Source organism: Paraburkholderia sp. MM5384-R2, assembly GCF_014201025.1.
Classification (GTDB): domain Bacteria; phylum Pseudomonadota; class Gammaproteobacteria; order Burkholderiales; family Burkholderiaceae; genus Paraburkholderia; species Paraburkholderia tuberum.
In genome coordinates this window covers 1-15,601 of the sequence record NZ_JACHDI010000028.1, presented here as the reverse complement: position 1 = coordinate 15,601, position 15,601 = coordinate 1, and the positions used below count along the sequence as shown (strand labels likewise).

Below are 15,601 nucleotides of genomic sequence, written 5' to 3'. Positions count from 1 at the left end.
CGAGGCGCGTCGCGCCGTACGTTGGCTGTTTCGTTGCAACGCCAGCAGGCAACTCCACAGTCAAACCTGGCAGGAAGGCACCATGGACAGGAATCGTGTAGAAGGTACAGCGAAGGAGCTCAAGGGCTCGGTCAAGGAAGCGATTGGCAAGGTCACCGGCAATCGCGCGAAACAGGCCGAAGGAGCGGCCGAAAAAATAGCCGGGAGGATACAGGCGAGAATCGGCGAAGAAACCGAACAGGTACGAGAGCGTGTGAAGAGTTAGCGAGCCGAAACTTCACGTACCCGCAGCTTCATTTATCCCGCCCCCCGGTTTCGGGCGCATCAAGTCAGGCACGCAAGCCGTGCAGTGACGCAGCGCGTGCGTAGCGCCTCGCACGCCGCCGGTGCTCGCCGCGTCGCGCCCTCGCGGCGCGGCGTTCGACATACGGAACGTGTAAATTTCTGTTACGGTCCAGAGTCAGCCGGCGCACTCGTCGCGCCGGCGCCGCATCGCCCATTCGAGGACGCTTCATGCTGGGATTCGACGTCGGCGCGGCCAGGAAAGTCTGGACCGCGTCTCTGCTCGCGCTGCTATTTTTCCTCATCTATATCGCGTCGACGACGGTGCTCGTCGTCGTGTTCGCGGTGTTTTTCAGCTATCTGATCTACCCGATGGTGGTGCTGGTCGAACGCGTGAGGCCGCGCCGCATGCCGCGCGTCGTGTCGATCGCGGTCGTGTTCGTCGTCGTGGTCGCGCTGCTCGCGGTGGTTGGCTCACTGTTCGGCGTGGAATTGCAGGATCAGGCGACGCGCCTCTTCACGCAACTGCCCGCGCTGCTGCGCACCGATGTGCCGAACCGTTTTCCGCTTCCGCATTTTCTCGAACCGCTGCGCGAGCGGATCGTCGATTTCGTGCGCAGCCAGATCGAGACCGGCTCGGACAACGCCGTGCCGTTGGCGCGCAGCCTCGGGCTCGGCGTCGTCCACGCGGCGAGCAACCTGATCTACCTGGTGCTGATTCCGATCCTGAGCTTCCTGCTGATCAAGGACGGCGAACGGATGCGCGACGCGTTTTTGGGTTTGCTGAACAGCCGGCATCGCGTGCTGTGGAACGAGATCGTCGTCGATCTGAACGTGCTGCTGTCGAAGTACGTGCGCGCGCTGCTGTTTCTGTCGCTCGCCACGCTATTTAGCTACGGCGTGGTGTTCTCGCTGCTCGGCGTGCCGTACGCGTTTCTGCTCGCGGTCAGCGCGGGGCTGCTCGAATTCGTGCCGTTCGCGGGGCCGCTTGCCGCGGTCGCGATCACGCTCGTGGTCGCCGTGTTCAGCGGCTATCCGCACCTGTTGTGGCTCGTGATTTTTATCGGGCTGTACCGGCTGTTCCAGGACTACGTGCTCAATCCGTATCTGATGAGCGAAGGCGTCGAGGTCAGTCCGTTTCTGGTGATCGTCGGACTGCTCGCGGGCGATCAGCTTGGCGGCGTCGCTGGGATTTTTCTCGCGGTGCCCGTGATCGCGACGCTGAAGATCGTGATCGGCCGGGCACGCGTGTTTTACTCGGCGTCGCACGGGCAGGGCGAAGCTGCGCGGCGCGCGCTGACGGGCAGCGCCGACGACGAGGCGTAGCGCGCGGCTCGCAGTTGGCGCAGCGACACCGCGCGCTGCCTGGCATCGCTAACCTTCTCCAGCGATGTTAGCTTCGATGCCGGCGCGAGGCATCCTCGCGCCAGCGGCGCTGGCCGCCGCCACTTCGCGCGGCACGCCCTTCACGCGCGAGACCCACAGCACCGCCGCGCATGCGACCGCCACCGCCGCCCAGCCGACGGTTCCATACCCGGCGATGCGGCCATCAGCCGACGTGCTCAGCATCAAGCCGCCGAGCCACGCGCCAGTGCCGGTGCCGAGCGCCTGCAGCGCGCTGTTCGCGCTCAGGAACGCACCGCGTCGCGCGGGCTCGGGGACCGTGGTCAGCAGTGCCTGCATCGGCACCATGCGGCCGTTCATCAACACGAGGAAGCACGGGAAGAACAGCACGAGCGCGTAGAACGGCAGGTTCGGCAGATGCGTGATGAACAGCACCGGCACGAACGACAGCAGCGCCGCGCAGCGAAACACGCGCTGCGTGCCGAAGCGGTCGGCGAATCTGCCGACGAGGCGCGACGTGAAGAAGGTCGCCGCACCGCCGGCCATGTACAGCCACGACAGCTGTCGCGGCGCGACGCCGTGATTGGCGACCAGCATCGGCGCTATGAACGGGATCACCAGCATGTGCGCGATCATCATCATGAACGTCAGCGCGAACGCGTTCAGATGGCTTCGGTTGCTCAGCAGGCGCCACAGCTCGGGCAGTACTTCCGCGAGCGGCGGCTGCCGGCGGCTCAGATGCGCGGCCAGCGACGGCACCTGTTGCGAGGCCGCGAACCACACCAGCAGCGACAACGCGACCAGCAGGAAGAACGGCGCCGCCCAGCCGAACTGCGCGCCGAGCATCACGCCGGCCGGCACGCCGGCGATCGCCGCGAGCGAGAACGCGGTCATGATCGTGCCGGTCGCGGCGCCGCGCCGTTGCAACGGGATCACGTCGCCGACGATCGCCATGATCACGGAGCCGAGCACGCCGCCCGTGATGCCCGCGAACGCGCGCGCGGCGAGCAGCAGCGCGAAGCTCGACGCGAGCGCGCACGCGAGGTTCGACAGCGCGAACAGCGCGTAAATGGTGAGCAGCAGACGGCGCCGGTCGAAGCGGTCGATATAGGTCGCCGCGAACAGGCCCGAGAGCCCCGAGCACCACGAATACGCGGATACGGCCGTCGCGAACGCGGCCGGCGCGATCTGGAACGCGCTCATGATCTGCGGGCCGAGCGGCATCATCACCATGAAGTCCATGATGATCGTGAACTGCGTGAGCGCGAGCAGCCACAACAAACGACGCTCGTGCCGTGCAGTGATTGAGTACATCGGTGGATTTCCTTTAGTTGTTGTTCGAAGTACGCCGCTAATGCCGCGCGCCACGCGAGCAGAAGCTCAGTCGTCGATCGTTTCGTGGACCGCGACCGCGCCCTGTTTCCAGTAGCTGGCCGCGCGAATCCGCGCCTTGTCGACGCCGCGCTCGCCGCACAGATGTTGACGCACCGCGCGGATCGTCGCCGCTTCGCCGGCGGCCCACACATAGCCTTCACCGTTCACCGGCAGCCAGGTATCGCGCACCGCGTGCAACAGCGCTTCGCCGCGCGTGCCGTTTTGCGTGTTGGCTTCGCTGCGATAGCACCAGACCAGATGCACCTCGGCCTGCGTCGTGAACTCGATGCGCGCCGACGGATCGGCGACCTCGATCACCGCGGCGACGCGCGTACCGGCCGGCAACTCTTCGAGACGGCGCGCGATCGCGGGCAGCGCGGTGTCGTCGCCGATCAGCAGATGCCAGTCGAAGCCGGTCGGAATCACCAGCGAACCGCGCGGGCCGCCGACGCCCAGATATTGGCCCACCTGCGCCTGCGCGGCCCACGTCGCCGCGGGGCCCGCGTCGTGCATCGCGAACTCGATGTCGAGCTCGCGGGCGTCGCGATCGAAACGGCGCGGCGTGAAATCGCGCGCGGTCGGCCGCTTGCCTTCCGGGAACACCGGGCCGTCGGGGTCGGCTTGCGGCAGCGTAGGTTTGTCGGCGCCGGGGTCGGGGAAGAAGACCTTGATGTGATCGTCGAACGAGGCTGAGACGAAGTCGTCCAGATCGGCGCCGGTGAAGGTCACGCGAACCAGGTGCGGCGTCAGCGCGCGCACCTGCTTGACCTGCAGCAGACGAAACTTCAACGGATGCCGTACGCGATGCACGGCGAGATCAGGGCGAGTGGGTTGCTCTTGCATGTGGGCGATGCTCCGGTTTGGTTCGGGAGGACGCGCGGGTCGCCTCGTGGACGGGCGCGCGTTGTCAGGCGGTCGGCTCGCTGTCGTTGCCGGGCTTTGCGATGTCGCCACGGTTGCCGCCTTCGATTTCTTTGGCCGCGCGCATCAGGATCGCTGCGATGCGGCGCTGTTCGTCGGCCGGCGCGTTGTCCCGGCGCAGCAGCGCGTTCTTCAGCGTGCGGCGCGCTTCATTCAGCTCGGGCACCCAGCCGCCTTCGCTGACGTCGGCCGGCTCCTCGCCGGCAAACGCGCGGCGCACCGAATCCATCTTGCGTGCGATATGCGAGAGTCGCGCGAGCATCAGCTCGACGCGCTCGCGGTTCGCGGCCAGATATTCGCGGCCCGCATCCGCCAGCTCATAGCGCTTGCGGTTGCCTTCGAGCTGCACGGTGACGTAGCCGAGTTCTTCGAGATAGGTCAGCGCTGGATAGACCATGCCGGGGCTCGGACTATAGAAGCCGTTCGAGCGCGTTTCGAGCGCCTTGATCAACTCGTAGCCGTGACTCGACTGCGCTTCGATCAGCGATAGCAGCAGCAGTTGCAGATCGTCGGAGCTGAATTTGCGGCCACGCGGGAAACCATCGCCGTCGCCGCCGAAGCCGCCGGGGCCGCCGCCACCGTATCTGCCCGGACCGCCGAAACCACCGCCGAAGCGCGAGCCACGGCCGCCGAAGCGCCACTCGTGATGGCGGCCAAAGGCGTGACGCAAAACGTGCAGCAGGTAGTGGTGGCGGGCGCCGGAGGAAGCGCATGCTTCGGAGGCGCCCAGGCCGGCGACTTCGCTCGCCTGCGGCGACGGAAGGCGGAAACCGGCATGAAAACGGTCGCGCGCGCCGCGCGGACCGCAAAAATGACGAGGATGACGCATCTGGGACTCTCCTGTGAGTGTCGTAAGATGCATCTTAAGATATATATCTTAAGATTGTCTGTCAAACTCTTTTTGCGATCTTATGAGCGCACAACAAAGTCTGCGGGATCGCGAAAGGTCGCTCGGTCGCCTTGGTTTTTTGGTTTGGAACCTCGATCGATCTTTCGTCCATTGAAGCCAACATGCTTTGGCATCTCCCGAGACTGCTTCGGAAGGCAAAACGAACACCGGCAGACCGTAGTTGATCCGGCCGCCTGTCCCGCCGCCAAAAATAGCAGGTAGCCGCTCGCGAATCAGATGACACAGATGAAGCTCGCTTCGCGATGGCACTGAGATAGTGCATGGCTAGACCGGGAGCATGGCGACACCGGTTCATGCTTGCGGACGATGTCCTCTATCAAATCATAAGTCGTCATGTGAAGACGTATTTGAAAAACCGCGCCAATCAAACGGCCGATAAAAAACGCCACATCGCGATTTTCCTTACAAACAGGCCAATACACCAGCTTGCATGCTGGATCGACGTCGCGCCTGCTCATGGAAATGTAGTCGTCAATTGACGATCTAATTTATCGGCGATATCCTCGCTGCCAATACGATGGCTGAAGCGGTAGCTATCCCACGGGGTGAACAGCGCCGCGCACGCGGCTGGAGCGACTCATGAGCAGCGTCAAGCGAATCGGGAATGGCCGTCGTCGATTGCCTCGGTTACCGGCGGGCGGGGGCTGTCGCGGGTTGCCGGTCTTCGCCCGGAATCGCAGCCTGAGTGCGCAGGCGCAACGCGTATGAAGCCCACCGCGTTTTCGTATCACCGGCCGCACACGCTCGACGACGCGCTGTCGCTTCTTGCTCTTCACGGTTTTGACGCCAAGCTGATCGCCGGAGGACAAAGCCTCGCGCCGATGATGAATATGCGCTTCGCGCAACCGGCGCACCTGGTCGATCTGAATGCGCTGCCTCAACTCAAGGGCGTCACGCTTGAACCCGATACGCTAGCGGTCGGCGCAATGACGCGCCATCACGAACTGGCCACCAGCAACACAGTACGCGCTGCTTGCCCGCTACTGGCTGAAGCGGCGGCGACGATCGGACATTACGCCATCCGACAGCGCGGGACACTCGGCGGCAGTCTCGCGCATGCGGACCCCGCGGCGCAATTACCGCTCATTGCGAGCACGCTAGGCGCACGCATCGAGATTGTCGGGCCGGCCGGCAGCCGACAGGTGTCGGCGGCACAGTTTCTGATCGCGGTGATGAACACCGATCTGGCGGTCGACGAAATCATTCGCACGGTGCGCTTTCCGACGGCGTTGTCCGGCGAGCGGCATGCCTTCGAAGCATTTAGCCGACGGCACGGCGATTTCGCGATCGCGGCTTGCGCTGTCACCGCCGTGCTCGCGGATGACAGGTTCGCCTCGTTGCGGATCGGCGTAGGCGGTGTGGCAGATGTGCCGCTGGTGCTTGACGACCTCGCTGCGGGATTCGTCGGCGAAACGGCCGATGCGCCGAGCGTCGGCAGGATTGCCGAGGCAGTCGCAAACGCCGTCGAGGTGCACGATCAGCCAGGCATTAGCGCCGCGTATCGGCGCGATCTCGTCAAGGCGCTCATCGCGCGAGCATTGCAGCGGATAACCGCCGGCGTTACGCAACCCGATTAGGCCGTTCATGGAAAAGACAGCAATTTACCTGAGTGTGAACGGTGCGCGCCATGAAGTGCATTGCGAGCCTCGCAAGCTATTGTCCGATGTGCTGCGCGAAGATTGCCGGCTGACGGGCACGCATGTCGGATGCGAGCACGGTGTGTGCGGCGCATGCACCGTGTTGATCGATGGCCGCCCGGCACGCTCATGTCTGGCTTACGCCGTGCAGATGGATGAAGCGCAGATCACGACCATCGAGGCGGTCGCGCAAGACGGTCGTCTGTCGCCGCTCCAGCAGGCGCTGCATGAGTGCCACGGTCTGCAGTGCGGTTTCTGCACGCCCGGCATCGTCATGACATTTGAAGCGTACCTGCGCGAGAACCCGTGCCCATCCGAGGCCCAGGTGCGCGAGGTGCTGTCGGGCAATCTGTGCCGCTGTACCGGATATCAGAACATCGTGCGGGCGATCCTGCTCGCGGCCGAGCGGATGCGCGCGGAGACGGTCGATGTCTGAGCAGACGTTTCGTTACCTCAACAAAGCGACGCCTCGCACCGAAGACTATCGGCTGCTGACCGGCTATGGCCGGTATCTCGACGACATCGAGATACCCGGTGCCCTTCACGTGTGCTTTGTTCGCTCGCCGCACGCGCATGCGCGGATCGTCTCCATCGATATTCACGGCGCCGTCGCGATGCCCGGCGTCGTATCCGTCATCACGGGCGTGGAACTCGCGCAGTGGACTACACCGTTCCGTGTCGCACCACCCGTCGAAGGACTGAAGCCCGTCGAATTTGCGACGATGCCAGTGGACATAGTGCGTTTTCAGGGCGATCTGGTGGCTTGCGTCGTCGCGACGGATCGGTACCTCGCTGAAGACGCCGCCGAGCAGGTGCTCGTCGAGTTCGAACCGCTGCCCGTGGTGACAGACATGTGGCGGGCGCTCGCGCCCAACGCGGCGCAAGTCGACCCGGCTGTGCCAGGCAACCTGGTCTCGCACCAGACCTACGTGCATGGCGACCCTGAGCGCGCCAACAGCTGGGCCTTCCGGATAGTCGAAGCGACCTTCCAGCAGCAGCGCCAGACCCATGTGCCGATCGAAACCCGCGGCTGTGCAGCGGTCTGGGACGCCGGACGGAACCACCTGACGTTCCATATTGGAACGCAGGTGCCACATCCTTTGCGCACTCAACTGGCGCAGCGCCTCAAGCTCGACGAGTCTCAGGTGACCGTGATTTCGCCCGATGTCGGTGGAGCGTTCGGACAGAAAATCGCCTTGTACCGCGAAGAGTTGACGGTTGCTGCGCTGGCTCGCCAATTGAAACGGCCCGTGCGCTGGCGTGAGGATCGCCTCGAGAACCTGACGGCCGCCGCCAATTCACGTGAGGACTTCTGCCGCACCCGCGCAGCGGTCGATGAGCGCGGCACCCTGCTCGCTCTCGAACTCGAACTCCGCGAAGACTTTGGCGCCTATTGCTTCTTTCCTGCCAACTATCTGGCGCGCGTCGTTGCGATGATCCTGAGCGGACCGTACCGGCTGCAGGACTACGCTTTTGATGTGAAGGTCGTGCTCAGTCATAAATGTGGCAATGCACCGATGCGCGCGCCGATGTCCATCACCAGCTGGGTGATGGACGGCACGCTGGATGCAATTGCGCGGGAACTGGCACTCGACCCGGTCGAGGTACGCCGGCGCAACCTGCTGAGTCCGGCAGAACTGCCGTACCGCACTGCTACGGGAGAATGTCTGGACGACATCACGCCGACCCAGACGTTCGAGGCCTTGCTGTCGGCGCTCGACTACGCGGGCTTTCGCGAGCGCCAGCAGGCGGCGCGCGCAACTGGCCATTACCTGGGGCTTGGCCTGTGCAACGTGGTGGAACCGACCACGTATGGTTCGCGCTTCTATAAGGCCGCGGGAATTCCCGGTTCGGGGCACGAAGCAAGCTGGATCCGTATCGAACCGGGCGGGGTGGTGAACGCGTCGGTCGGTCTAGGGCCCAGCGGCCAGGGCTATGAAAGCGCGATGGCCAACGCGGTGGCGGAGGGCCTGGGCGTGCCGCCGTCGAGCGTGCGCATTCATATGGGCCACACCGATATCGCACCATACGGTATGGGCAGTCGTGGCGCCCGCAGCGGCACGGCAGGCGGCGGCGCGCTTTACCTGTGCGCACTCGACGCACGCCGCAAGGTGCTCGCGATCGCCGCCGGTTGCCTTGGTTTGTCTGACGAGCAGTCGCTGCGCCTGATCGACGCGAGAATCGAGCGTCGTCGCGCGGACGAGTGGATCGACACGGGTTTGACGCTCGCCGACGTCGCCCGCCGTGCGTATCTGGATCCAACCGCGTTGCCGCAAGGTTTGACGCCGGGCCTTGAATTTCACCTGACTTACGACCCTCCGGCCATGACCTATTCGAATGCGGCTCATGGATGCGAGATCGAGGTGGACGTCTGGACCGGCGCAATCCGCATCGCGCGTTACGTCATCGCGGAAGACTGCGGCACGCTGCTCAATCCCACCGTGGTGGAAGGGCAGCAGCATGGCGCCGTGGCGATGGGACTGTCGGGCGCGCTGTTCGAGCAGATGCGTTACGACGACTCAGGACAGAACGTGACCGGCTCACTCGCCGACTACCTGATCGCCACTTCAACTGAATTGCCCAACCTCGAGATCATCCCGCTGCATACGCCTGGCAAGTCGACGGCGGCCGGCATCAAGGGGATGGCCGAAGGCGGGGTGATGGGAGCGATCGGCGCATTGACCAACGCGGTCAATGATGCGCTTGCGCCATTTGGCGTCGTTGCCGACCGTCATCCACTGACTCCCATGCTATTGCGCGACTTGCTGCGCGACAAACTCTGAACGGACCAACCATCATGAATCAATCTACAGGCAGACCCGCGATTGGCTTTATCGGCCTTGGCATCATGGGTTTCTCGATGGCCTCGCGGCTCGCCGCCGCCGGCTATCCGCTGCATGTCTATAACCGTACGCGTGCGAAGGCTGAGCCGCTCATCGAGGCCGGCGCGACATGGCAAGCGACCCCGCGGGCGCTCGCCGAAGTATCGGACGTCGTGTTCACGGTTGTCGGCACCCCCGCGGACGTCCGCACCCTATATCTGGGCGACGACGGTCTGATCGGGCATGCGCGGCGCGATGCGGTGCTGGTCGACATGACGACGTCGAGTCCAAAACTGGCCGAAGAGTTGGCCGCGCACGCCGCTGAGCGCGGGGTGCACATGCTGGATGCGCCGGTATCGGGCGGCGACATCGGTGCGCGCGAAGGGCGCCTGTCGATCATGGTCGGCGGCGCAAGCGCTGTGCTCGCACGCGTGGAACCGATGTTGCGCTGCCTCGGCACCAACATCGTCCTGCAAGGCGGCCCGGGAGCGGGTCAGCACACGAAGCTGTGCAATCAGATCGTCGTTGCGTCGACGATGATGGGCGTGTGCGAAGGGCTCGCCTATGCGCACAGCGCCGGCCTGGATGCCGACACCGTATTGAGCGCGATTGGCGGAGGCGCGGCGGGTGGATTCCAGCTGAACAACCTGGGGCCGCGTATTGCCAAGGGCGATTTTGCACCCGGTTTCTTCATCGAGCATTTCATCAAGGACATGCGGATTGCGCACGAGGAAGCGCGGAGCATGGGACGTGAATTGCCGGGTCTGGAACTGGTGCGCGTAATGTACCAGGAGTTGGCCGAGCGGGGCTGCGCGCGCAACGGCACGCAGGCGCTGTTCAAACTCTACGAGCGCTGAGCGGCGACGATGAAGCTGACAGATCAAACCATCCTGCCCGTGCCCCCTGACGCCGCATGGCGTGCATTGAACGATCCCGTAGTACTCGAAGCATGCCTGCCTGGCTGCAAAGCGCTGAAGAGGCTCGACGACCTGCATTTCGAATCGACCGTGCAGATTCGCGTCGGCCCAATGGCGGCGACCTTCAAAAGCAACGTCGAATTGTCGGATCTCGATCCGCCCAGGGCCTATACGATTGTCGGTATGGGCAGTGCGGGTGCGCTGGGTTTTGCCAAAGTCACGGCGCGCCTGCAACTTGAAGCGCAGGGGGATACGACCGTGCTGGTGTACGACGCTGACGTCGAGATTGGCGGGAAGCTGATGAGCGTGGGGTCGCGCCTGATTCAGTCTGCCGCGAGCAAGAATCTCGATGAGTTCTTCAGCGCGCTGAAGGCGCATGTCGAAAGCCACGCGGTCTGATGGCGCCGTGCTGTGAAAGAGTACCGATCGAAACAGAGGGAATCATGCTGATAGAAATGCGTACATATCAGATTACGGCGGGAAAGACAGGCGAGTTCCTGGACATCTACGAGCGCGAAGGGCTTGGCATCATCAGTCAGTACGCCCGCCTCAAGGGTTGCTGGACGAAGGACTCAGGCACGTTGAACTCGATCGTGTTTTGCTGGGGCTACGAGGACTACGCGCATCGGGCCGCGCAGCGCGCGAAACTCGCAGCCGATCCACGCTGGCAAGCTTTCACGCCGCGCATCCTGCCGTATCTCGTCCATCAGGAATCGGTGTTTCTGTCGCCAGTGCCGTTTTGCCCAATGGACTGAGGTGAGTGCCGAATTTCCCGGCCGCGCGACCTATCGACGTACCTGCCGTTTGGCGGTCTGCTTGTGAGGTGGCGGGCTGACATTTTATGACGAATCAGAAAGGACTATTGATGACACACTTTACTTTCACTCCCGGAGCCGTCGCCGTCGTGACAGGCGGCGCTGCCGGCATTGGACTCGCTGCTGCGAAGCGGTTTGCGCAGCTCGGGCTTCGCGTGTGCATTGCGGATCTGGGTGAGGACCGCCTGGCGCATGCGACGCAGGCGATTGCCAGCGTGGCTGCTGAAGGTGCGAAGGAGGTACTGGCCGTCGAGACGGACGTCAGCCGCCTCGAAGACCTGAGCCGCCTCGAAGCAGCGGTTCGGGATCGCTTCGGCGGCACGGATATCCTCATGAACAATGCGGGGATTCAACCGGGTAGCGCCATGTTCGGAGCGGCCGCTAACTGGGATCGGGTGCTCGACGTCAACCTATGGGGTGTCATTCGTGGCACTCGGACCTTCGTGCCCGCGATGATCGCGCGCGGACGCCCGGGCCTCGTCATTAACACCGGTTCGAAGCAGGGCATCACGACGCCGCCCGGCGACCCGGCTTATAACGTCTCCAAGGCCGGCCTGAAGGCGTTTACCGAAGCACTGCAGCACGAGTTGCGCAATACGCCGGGCTGCCGGATCAGCGCGCATTTGCTGATCCCTGGCTTTGTATTTACGGAGCTTGCCGCTCAAGGTCGTACCGAGAAACCGGCCGCTGCCTGGACGCCCGAGCAGACTGTCGATTTCATGATCGAGCGACTGGGTGCCGGCGATTTCTACATTCTGTGCCCCGACAACGATGTGCCTCGCTCCCTCGACGAGCGACGCATCCTTTGGGCTGCGGGAGACATTGTAGAGAATCGCCCGGCGCTATCGCGTTGGCATCCGGACTACGAGCAGGCGTTCGCAGCGTATATCCGGAAGAACGACTGACTTGCCCGCCCCGCAAATCGCAAGTGGAAGATGGGAGATGGTAGAGATTCCAAGGTGGCGACAGAGCGAAACCTATCCCGATCCGTCGGTGGAGGTCCTCGATCCGCGCTTTCTGAAATACCGCATTACCCATGCCGCAGTGGAGCGCCTTGCGACTGGAATGCGCTTTGGTGAAGGGCCCGTGTGGTTCGGCGGCGGCGAGCACGGCGCGCCGGATGGCTTTCGCTGCGACACCGACGGCAATCTGTGGGCCGGCTGGGGTACAGGACCGACGTTGAACGGCGTGATGGTGTTCGCACCGGACGGCGAGGCCATCGGCCGCATCGCGCTGCCTGAACGCTGTGCGAACCTGTGCTTTGGCGGCGCTCGCCGCGCCACCGCCCCGAGGGTGAGTAAGCTCCATTGTCCGCAGATGGGGTGACGCGAGGCTGACCTCTGCATTACGCCGCTGTCATGTTCAGATAGGCAAGAGCGTGCTGAGCGTCGCGATGTAGTGACGGATCGAATCGCTGACGAGCCACGTCGGAAGTGCGGTCTGAACTCGATGAGGCTCTTTCAGCAAACGTACGCAAACGCGGCTATGATTTCACGCGGCGATCGGCGCCGAAACAGAAAAGGAGAAGTACCCGGATGATCCATGTCATTGCCACAATCACCGCACAGCCCGGTCAACGCGAAGCCGTGCTGGCACTTTTCAACAAGAACCGGCCGGCGGTATTGGCCGAAGAGGGGTGCATCAGCTACGAGGCCGTCATCGACGTACCTGAGTTCGGGACGATTCAGACACCGCTCGGCAAGGACACGTTCGCTGTCATCGAGCGCTGGGAAAGCGCGCAAGCGTTGAGGGCGCACGGGGCCTCTGCGCATATGGCCGAATATGGACACAATACGCGCCCGTTGCTCGTGAGCCGCGTCATCAACGTGCTTCAGGCTTGCTAAAGAGAGCGTTCGTGGCGGCCCGCCATCGGCTGGGCGGGATTCGATGCCAATGCGGGCGCCGTCACGCCGACTCCCATCACGATGCCTCCGTGGCAACGCGGACATGGACGAACATCCGGTTCCAGGTTAGTTGGCAGCAGCAAGGACGACGCTCGCTTCGCAACGGCTGCGATAATGCGAGGGTCACGCAGGGCAGCGCGGGCTACCGCCCACGGCCGGGGTGTGTACTTTATCAAAACGTAAATCGTCATGTGATGATAATAGCTATAATCCGAGAGCGTAGGGAGCTATGAAGACCAAAGGGACTATCGAGAAGCCGAGCCGTGGAACCGGCGCCGACCGCGTGGCGGTCAAGCGGCCGATGAAAAAAGCGCCGCAGCGTTTGCCGCGCGCCGAGCGTCAGGCGCGCGTGCTGGAGAAGGCCGCGGAATATTTCGCGGAGCATGGTCTCGGCGCACAGACCCGCGCCATCGCGGAAGCCTGCGGCGTATCGCAACGCTTGTTATATAGCCTGTTCCCGAGCAAGGCCGCTTTGATTGATGAAGTCTACAAGCGGGAAGTCGTCGGAATCTTCGACGCAATCTGGTTTGTTCAATTGCAAGACCGAAGTGTGCCGATTGAAAGCCGACTCAACCGCTTTTATTGCGAGTACTATGACACGCTCCTGACGCGCCGCTGGCTGAGGCTCTTCCTTTATTCGTCGCTCGAGGGCCTGCACACGGCGCCGGCCTATACGAACGCGATCGTCAGCCATGCGCTCGAGATCATCGTCACGGAGACCGCGTATGAACTGGGTCTACGCATGCCCGCCGACCCGACTCAACTGGGCGAAGTGGGTTGGCTGTTACATGGCGCCGTGTCTCATCTGGCGATTCGCCGCCGCATCTATTCGAATGAAAACAGCATGCCCGCCGCAGCGGTGATTGCCATGCACGTGCGCGCCTTCCTGACGAGCCTGCCGAGCCTGCTGCCTGCGCTATAAACGCATTGCGAGTCGGCGCCGGGCGACTCGCCGGTGTTATCGCTGCGATCGTCCGAGTCGTCTCCAGTGCAACTCGTCAGGTGACGATATGATCCTGAGAAATTGAACTGCGTTGCCGCGCAGGCGCCGTGGCGGCTGCTCATTTCAACTCGCGGCGGATTATGACGAGGCGGCAAAGCCCATAGCGTTATACAGAAGTCATTAGCCGAGCCCTTCGCGGAGCGCGCGTAGCGTGTCAGCGGCAGCGAGTACCTGATCGAGCCCTCGCCAGATGGTCTTGGCGCCCGGCTCACCGTCACTCTTTCGGCCGAGGAAACCACCGATTTGCGCAATCAGCCGCACGACCTCATTCACAGTGGGCGGCGTCGCCGGCATCTTCTTTTTTGCCAGCAGATGGGCGCCACGAATTTCGTCCGGATCGAAGAACAAGGCGGCATCCAGATCCGGGCAGGTTCGGCCTTTGCGCATCAAATACGTCACGCGCCAAGCCACCACCAGGAACAAGGCCAGCGCGCGCTCAATCCGGTCGACAGCGGCCAATTGCAGGGTCTCGACTTCGCAGCCATTCTTGAGGACATGGAAATAGATTTCGATTTCCCATCTCGCCCGGTACCAATTGATCAGTTCGACCGCTTCTTCTTGGGTTGCGACGGCTCGGTTGGTCAGCAAACGCCACTCAATCGGCTTGATGCCAGCGGGCGCCCCGACTTCGCGTGCGATTACGCAGTGAACCTTGATCTTGCCGCGCTCGCCGTCCGCGATCTCGACTTCGCGAGCCCACAGTTGCTGGCGCACGGTGCGACTCTTCTGAGTCTCGCGGGCGCCGGTCACGAAGGTGATTTCACCCAAGGGCTCAGCGCTGGTTGTACTCGCCCACAGCCTGGCGCCGTCGCCGCCGGGCAAACAGCGGTCATGTTTGGCGCGCACCAGCCAGTCCGCCGGCGTGCCCAGCTCGCTGGCCCGGCGCATCATTTGCACCATGTCGGCCTCGCGGTCGGCCACGTACACCAGTCGCGTGTGCGGCATGTCCGGCGCCATTTCCGCCACGCGCTCGTAGCCTTCGACCCAGCGTGTGCTTTCTTTCGGACCAGGACGAACGCCATCGGCATCAAGCTCCTCACGCGCCCACATCCACGCGTCGAGCACGCCCAGCGGTTCGCGTTCGGTCGTCACCGCATAGGTGGGGTGCAAGTACAGCCCGCGCCTTGCTTCGTAGTTCAACGGCCCCAGCCCGTCGATGTCCTGGCCGTTGAAATCAAGCTCGGTCGTGTCCTGGATGCACAGCACCACCGACCGGCTGCGCATGCGTTCCTGCGTGCTCGCCCAATGCGGCTCCAGTATGGCTTCCCAGGCCACATCCGTATTGCGCAAAAAACGGTACGCTGCGCACGTCTCGCTCCAGCTATCGCACGCCTGCGGGATACTGGCCGTCGGATTGGCCGCAAGTCGTTCCATCAATTTCTTTGCCCTCCTGTCCAGGCGGGCGTCGCCAAGGTCCAGCCCCGCAAATTCCTGCTCGATCCACTGCTGTGCAGCCTTCGTCACGCGCCCGCCCAAATTGCAAGAGTAGACGCGATTCGGCCAAAGTTTACAAGCCCAGCCTCCAAGTCATTGAATGTAAACGGCTTGCTGGCGCGGGCGGCGCGGACAACGAAATGTGTATAACCTTTCATGATTTAGATCGGCATCGCCCCCAAGCATGAAAGCTCCTTAAGGCAGAGAATCAGCGGTGGTGCACAGGACACCAAAGACC

The 15,601-nt window shown here is 63.3% G+C and carries 16 protein-coding genes; 12 read left to right on the top strand and 4 right to left on the bottom strand.

Translation table 11 applies throughout. The features are described from left to right. Window positions 1-82 precede the first annotated feature (82 nt). Window positions 83-265: a CsbD family protein gene (locus tag HDG37_RS31555; protein ID WP_184054512.1), complete on the top strand. Its 183-nt coding sequence runs from the start codon at window positions 83-85 to the stop codon at window positions 263-265. A 248-nt stretch (window positions 266-513) separates the two neighbouring features. Then, window positions 514-1,608: an AI-2E family transporter gene (locus HDG37_RS31550; protein WP_184054510.1), complete on the top strand. Its 1,095-nt coding sequence runs from the start codon at window positions 514-516 to the stop codon at window positions 1,606-1,608. A gap of 48 nt (window positions 1,609-1,656) precedes the next feature. Here HDG37_RS31550 and HDG37_RS31545 read toward each other — a convergent pair whose 3' ends face one another. The 3 genes from HDG37_RS31545 to HDG37_RS31535 all read right to left on the bottom strand — a co-directional run bounded on the left by HDG37_RS31545 (window position 1,657) and on the right by HDG37_RS31535 (window position 4,750). Beyond that, entirely contained in the window at window positions 1,657-2,940 is a 1,284-nt protein-coding gene (locus HDG37_RS31545) for an MFS transporter (RefSeq protein ID WP_184054508.1), read from the bottom strand. A gap of 66 nt (window positions 2,941-3,006) precedes the next feature. Beyond that, window positions 3,007-3,843 (bottom strand): siderophore-interacting protein, encoded by an 837-nt coding sequence (locus HDG37_RS31540; protein ID WP_184054506.1) that lies wholly within the window; start codon window positions 3,841-3,843, stop codon window positions 3,007-3,009. A 64-nt stretch (window positions 3,844-3,907) separates the two neighbouring features. Further along, window positions 3,908-4,750: a PadR family transcriptional regulator gene (locus HDG37_RS31535; protein ID WP_184054504.1), complete on the bottom strand. Its 843-nt coding sequence runs from the start codon at window positions 4,748-4,750 to the stop codon at window positions 3,908-3,910. Window positions 4,751-5,535: 785 nt separating this feature from the next. On the opposite strand from HDG37_RS31535, the gene HDG37_RS31530 reads away from it, so the two are divergent. From HDG37_RS31530 to HDG37_RS31485, 10 genes are all read left to right on the top strand, one after another. After that, window positions 5,536-6,408 (top strand): xanthine dehydrogenase family protein subunit M, encoded by an 873-nt coding sequence (locus HDG37_RS31530; protein ID WP_184054502.1) that lies wholly within the window; start codon window positions 5,536-5,538, stop codon window positions 6,406-6,408. Between the two features lie 7 nt (window positions 6,409-6,415). Continuing rightward, window positions 6,416-6,904, top strand: a complete 489-nt coding sequence (locus HDG37_RS31525; RefSeq protein WP_184054500.1) for a (2Fe-2S)-binding protein — start codon at window positions 6,416-6,418, stop codon at window positions 6,902-6,904. Then, complete coding sequence (locus HDG37_RS31520) at window positions 6,897-9,251, top strand: xanthine dehydrogenase family protein molybdopterin-binding subunit (protein WP_184054499.1); 2,355 nt, start codon at window positions 6,897-6,899, stop codon at window positions 9,249-9,251. Before HDG37_RS31525 ends, HDG37_RS31520 begins: the two co-directional genes overlap by 8 nt. Window positions 9,252-9,265: 14 nt before the next feature. Next, window positions 9,266-10,147: an NAD(P)-dependent oxidoreductase gene (locus tag HDG37_RS31515; protein WP_184054497.1), complete on the top strand. Its 882-nt coding sequence runs from the start codon at window positions 9,266-9,268 to the stop codon at window positions 10,145-10,147. 9 nt (window positions 10,148-10,156) lie between these two features. Beyond that, entirely contained in the window at window positions 10,157-10,606 is a 450-nt protein-coding gene (locus HDG37_RS31510) for a CoxG family protein (RefSeq protein WP_184054495.1), read from the top strand. 44 nt (window positions 10,607-10,650) lie between these two features. Continuing rightward, complete coding sequence (locus tag HDG37_RS31505) at window positions 10,651-10,962, top strand: NIPSNAP family protein (RefSeq protein WP_184054493.1); 312 nt, start codon at window positions 10,651-10,653, stop codon at window positions 10,960-10,962. An 86-nt stretch (window positions 10,963-11,048) separates the two neighbouring features. Further along, complete coding sequence (locus HDG37_RS31500; protein ID WP_260335172.1) at window positions 11,049-11,927, top strand: SDR family NAD(P)-dependent oxidoreductase; 879 nt, start codon at window positions 11,049-11,051, stop codon at window positions 11,925-11,927. A 37-nt stretch (window positions 11,928-11,964) separates the two neighbouring features. After that, complete coding sequence (locus HDG37_RS40485; RefSeq protein WP_184054491.1) at window positions 11,965-12,348, top strand: SMP-30/gluconolactonase/LRE family protein; 384 nt, start codon at window positions 11,965-11,967, stop codon at window positions 12,346-12,348. A gap of 107 nt (window positions 12,349-12,455) precedes the next feature. Next, a complete protein-coding gene (locus HDG37_RS31490) occupies window positions 12,456-12,866 on the top strand; it encodes a putative quinol monooxygenase (protein WP_311541672.1) in 411 nt (136 codons plus the stop codon). Window positions 12,867-13,209: 343 nt separating this feature from the next. After that, window positions 13,210-13,848, top strand: coding sequence for a TetR/AcrR family transcriptional regulator (locus tag HDG37_RS31485; protein WP_311541671.1), 639 nt, complete (start codon window positions 13,210-13,212; stop codon window positions 13,846-13,848). 201 nt (window positions 13,849-14,049) lie between these two features. Here the strand turns inward: HDG37_RS31485 and HDG37_RS31480 are convergent, their stop codons facing one another. Then, entirely contained in the window at window positions 14,050-15,369 is a 1,320-nt protein-coding gene (locus HDG37_RS31480) for an IS4 family transposase (protein WP_184054628.1), read from the bottom strand. Window positions 15,370-15,601 lie beyond the last annotated feature (232 nt).

Bases quoted from the DNA above. Each gene is read 5' to 3' on its own strand.
- HDG37_RS31555 (WP_184054512.1), top strand. From the start codon at position 83: ATGGACAGGAATCGTGTAGAAGGTACAGCGAAGGAGCTCAAGGGCTCG.
- HDG37_RS31550 (WP_184054510.1), top strand. From the start codon at position 514: ATGCTGGGATTCGACGTCGGCGCGGCCAGGAAAGTCTGGACCGCGTCT.
- HDG37_RS31545 (WP_184054508.1), bottom strand. From the start codon at position 2,940: ATGTACTCAATCACTGCACGGCACGAGCGTCGTTTGTTGTGGCTGCTC.
- HDG37_RS31540 (WP_184054506.1), bottom strand. From the start codon at position 3,843: ATGCAAGAGCAACCCACTCGCCCTGATCTCGCCGTGCATCGCGTACGG.
- HDG37_RS31535 (WP_184054504.1), bottom strand. From the start codon at position 4,750: ATGCGTCATCCTCGTCATTTTTGCGGTCCGCGCGGCGCGCGCGACCGT.
- HDG37_RS31530 (WP_184054502.1), top strand. From the start codon at position 5,536: ATGAAGCCCACCGCGTTTTCGTATCACCGGCCGCACACGCTCGACGAC.
- HDG37_RS31525 (WP_184054500.1), top strand. From the start codon at position 6,416: ATGGAAAAGACAGCAATTTACCTGAGTGTGAACGGTGCGCGCCATGAA.
- HDG37_RS31520 (WP_184054499.1), top strand. From the start codon at position 6,897: ATGTCTGAGCAGACGTTTCGTTACCTCAACAAAGCGACGCCTCGCACC.
- HDG37_RS31515 (WP_184054497.1), top strand. From the start codon at position 9,266: ATGAATCAATCTACAGGCAGACCCGCGATTGGCTTTATCGGCCTTGGC.
- HDG37_RS31510 (WP_184054495.1), top strand. From the start codon at position 10,157: ATGAAGCTGACAGATCAAACCATCCTGCCCGTGCCCCCTGACGCCGCA.
- HDG37_RS31505 (WP_184054493.1), top strand. From the start codon at position 10,651: ATGCTGATAGAAATGCGTACATATCAGATTACGGCGGGAAAGACAGGC.
- HDG37_RS31500 (WP_260335172.1), top strand. From the start codon at position 11,049: ATGACGAATCAGAAAGGACTATTGATGACACACTTTACTTTCACTCCC.
- HDG37_RS40485 (WP_184054491.1), top strand. From the start codon at position 11,965: ATGGTAGAGATTCCAAGGTGGCGACAGAGCGAAACCTATCCCGATCCG.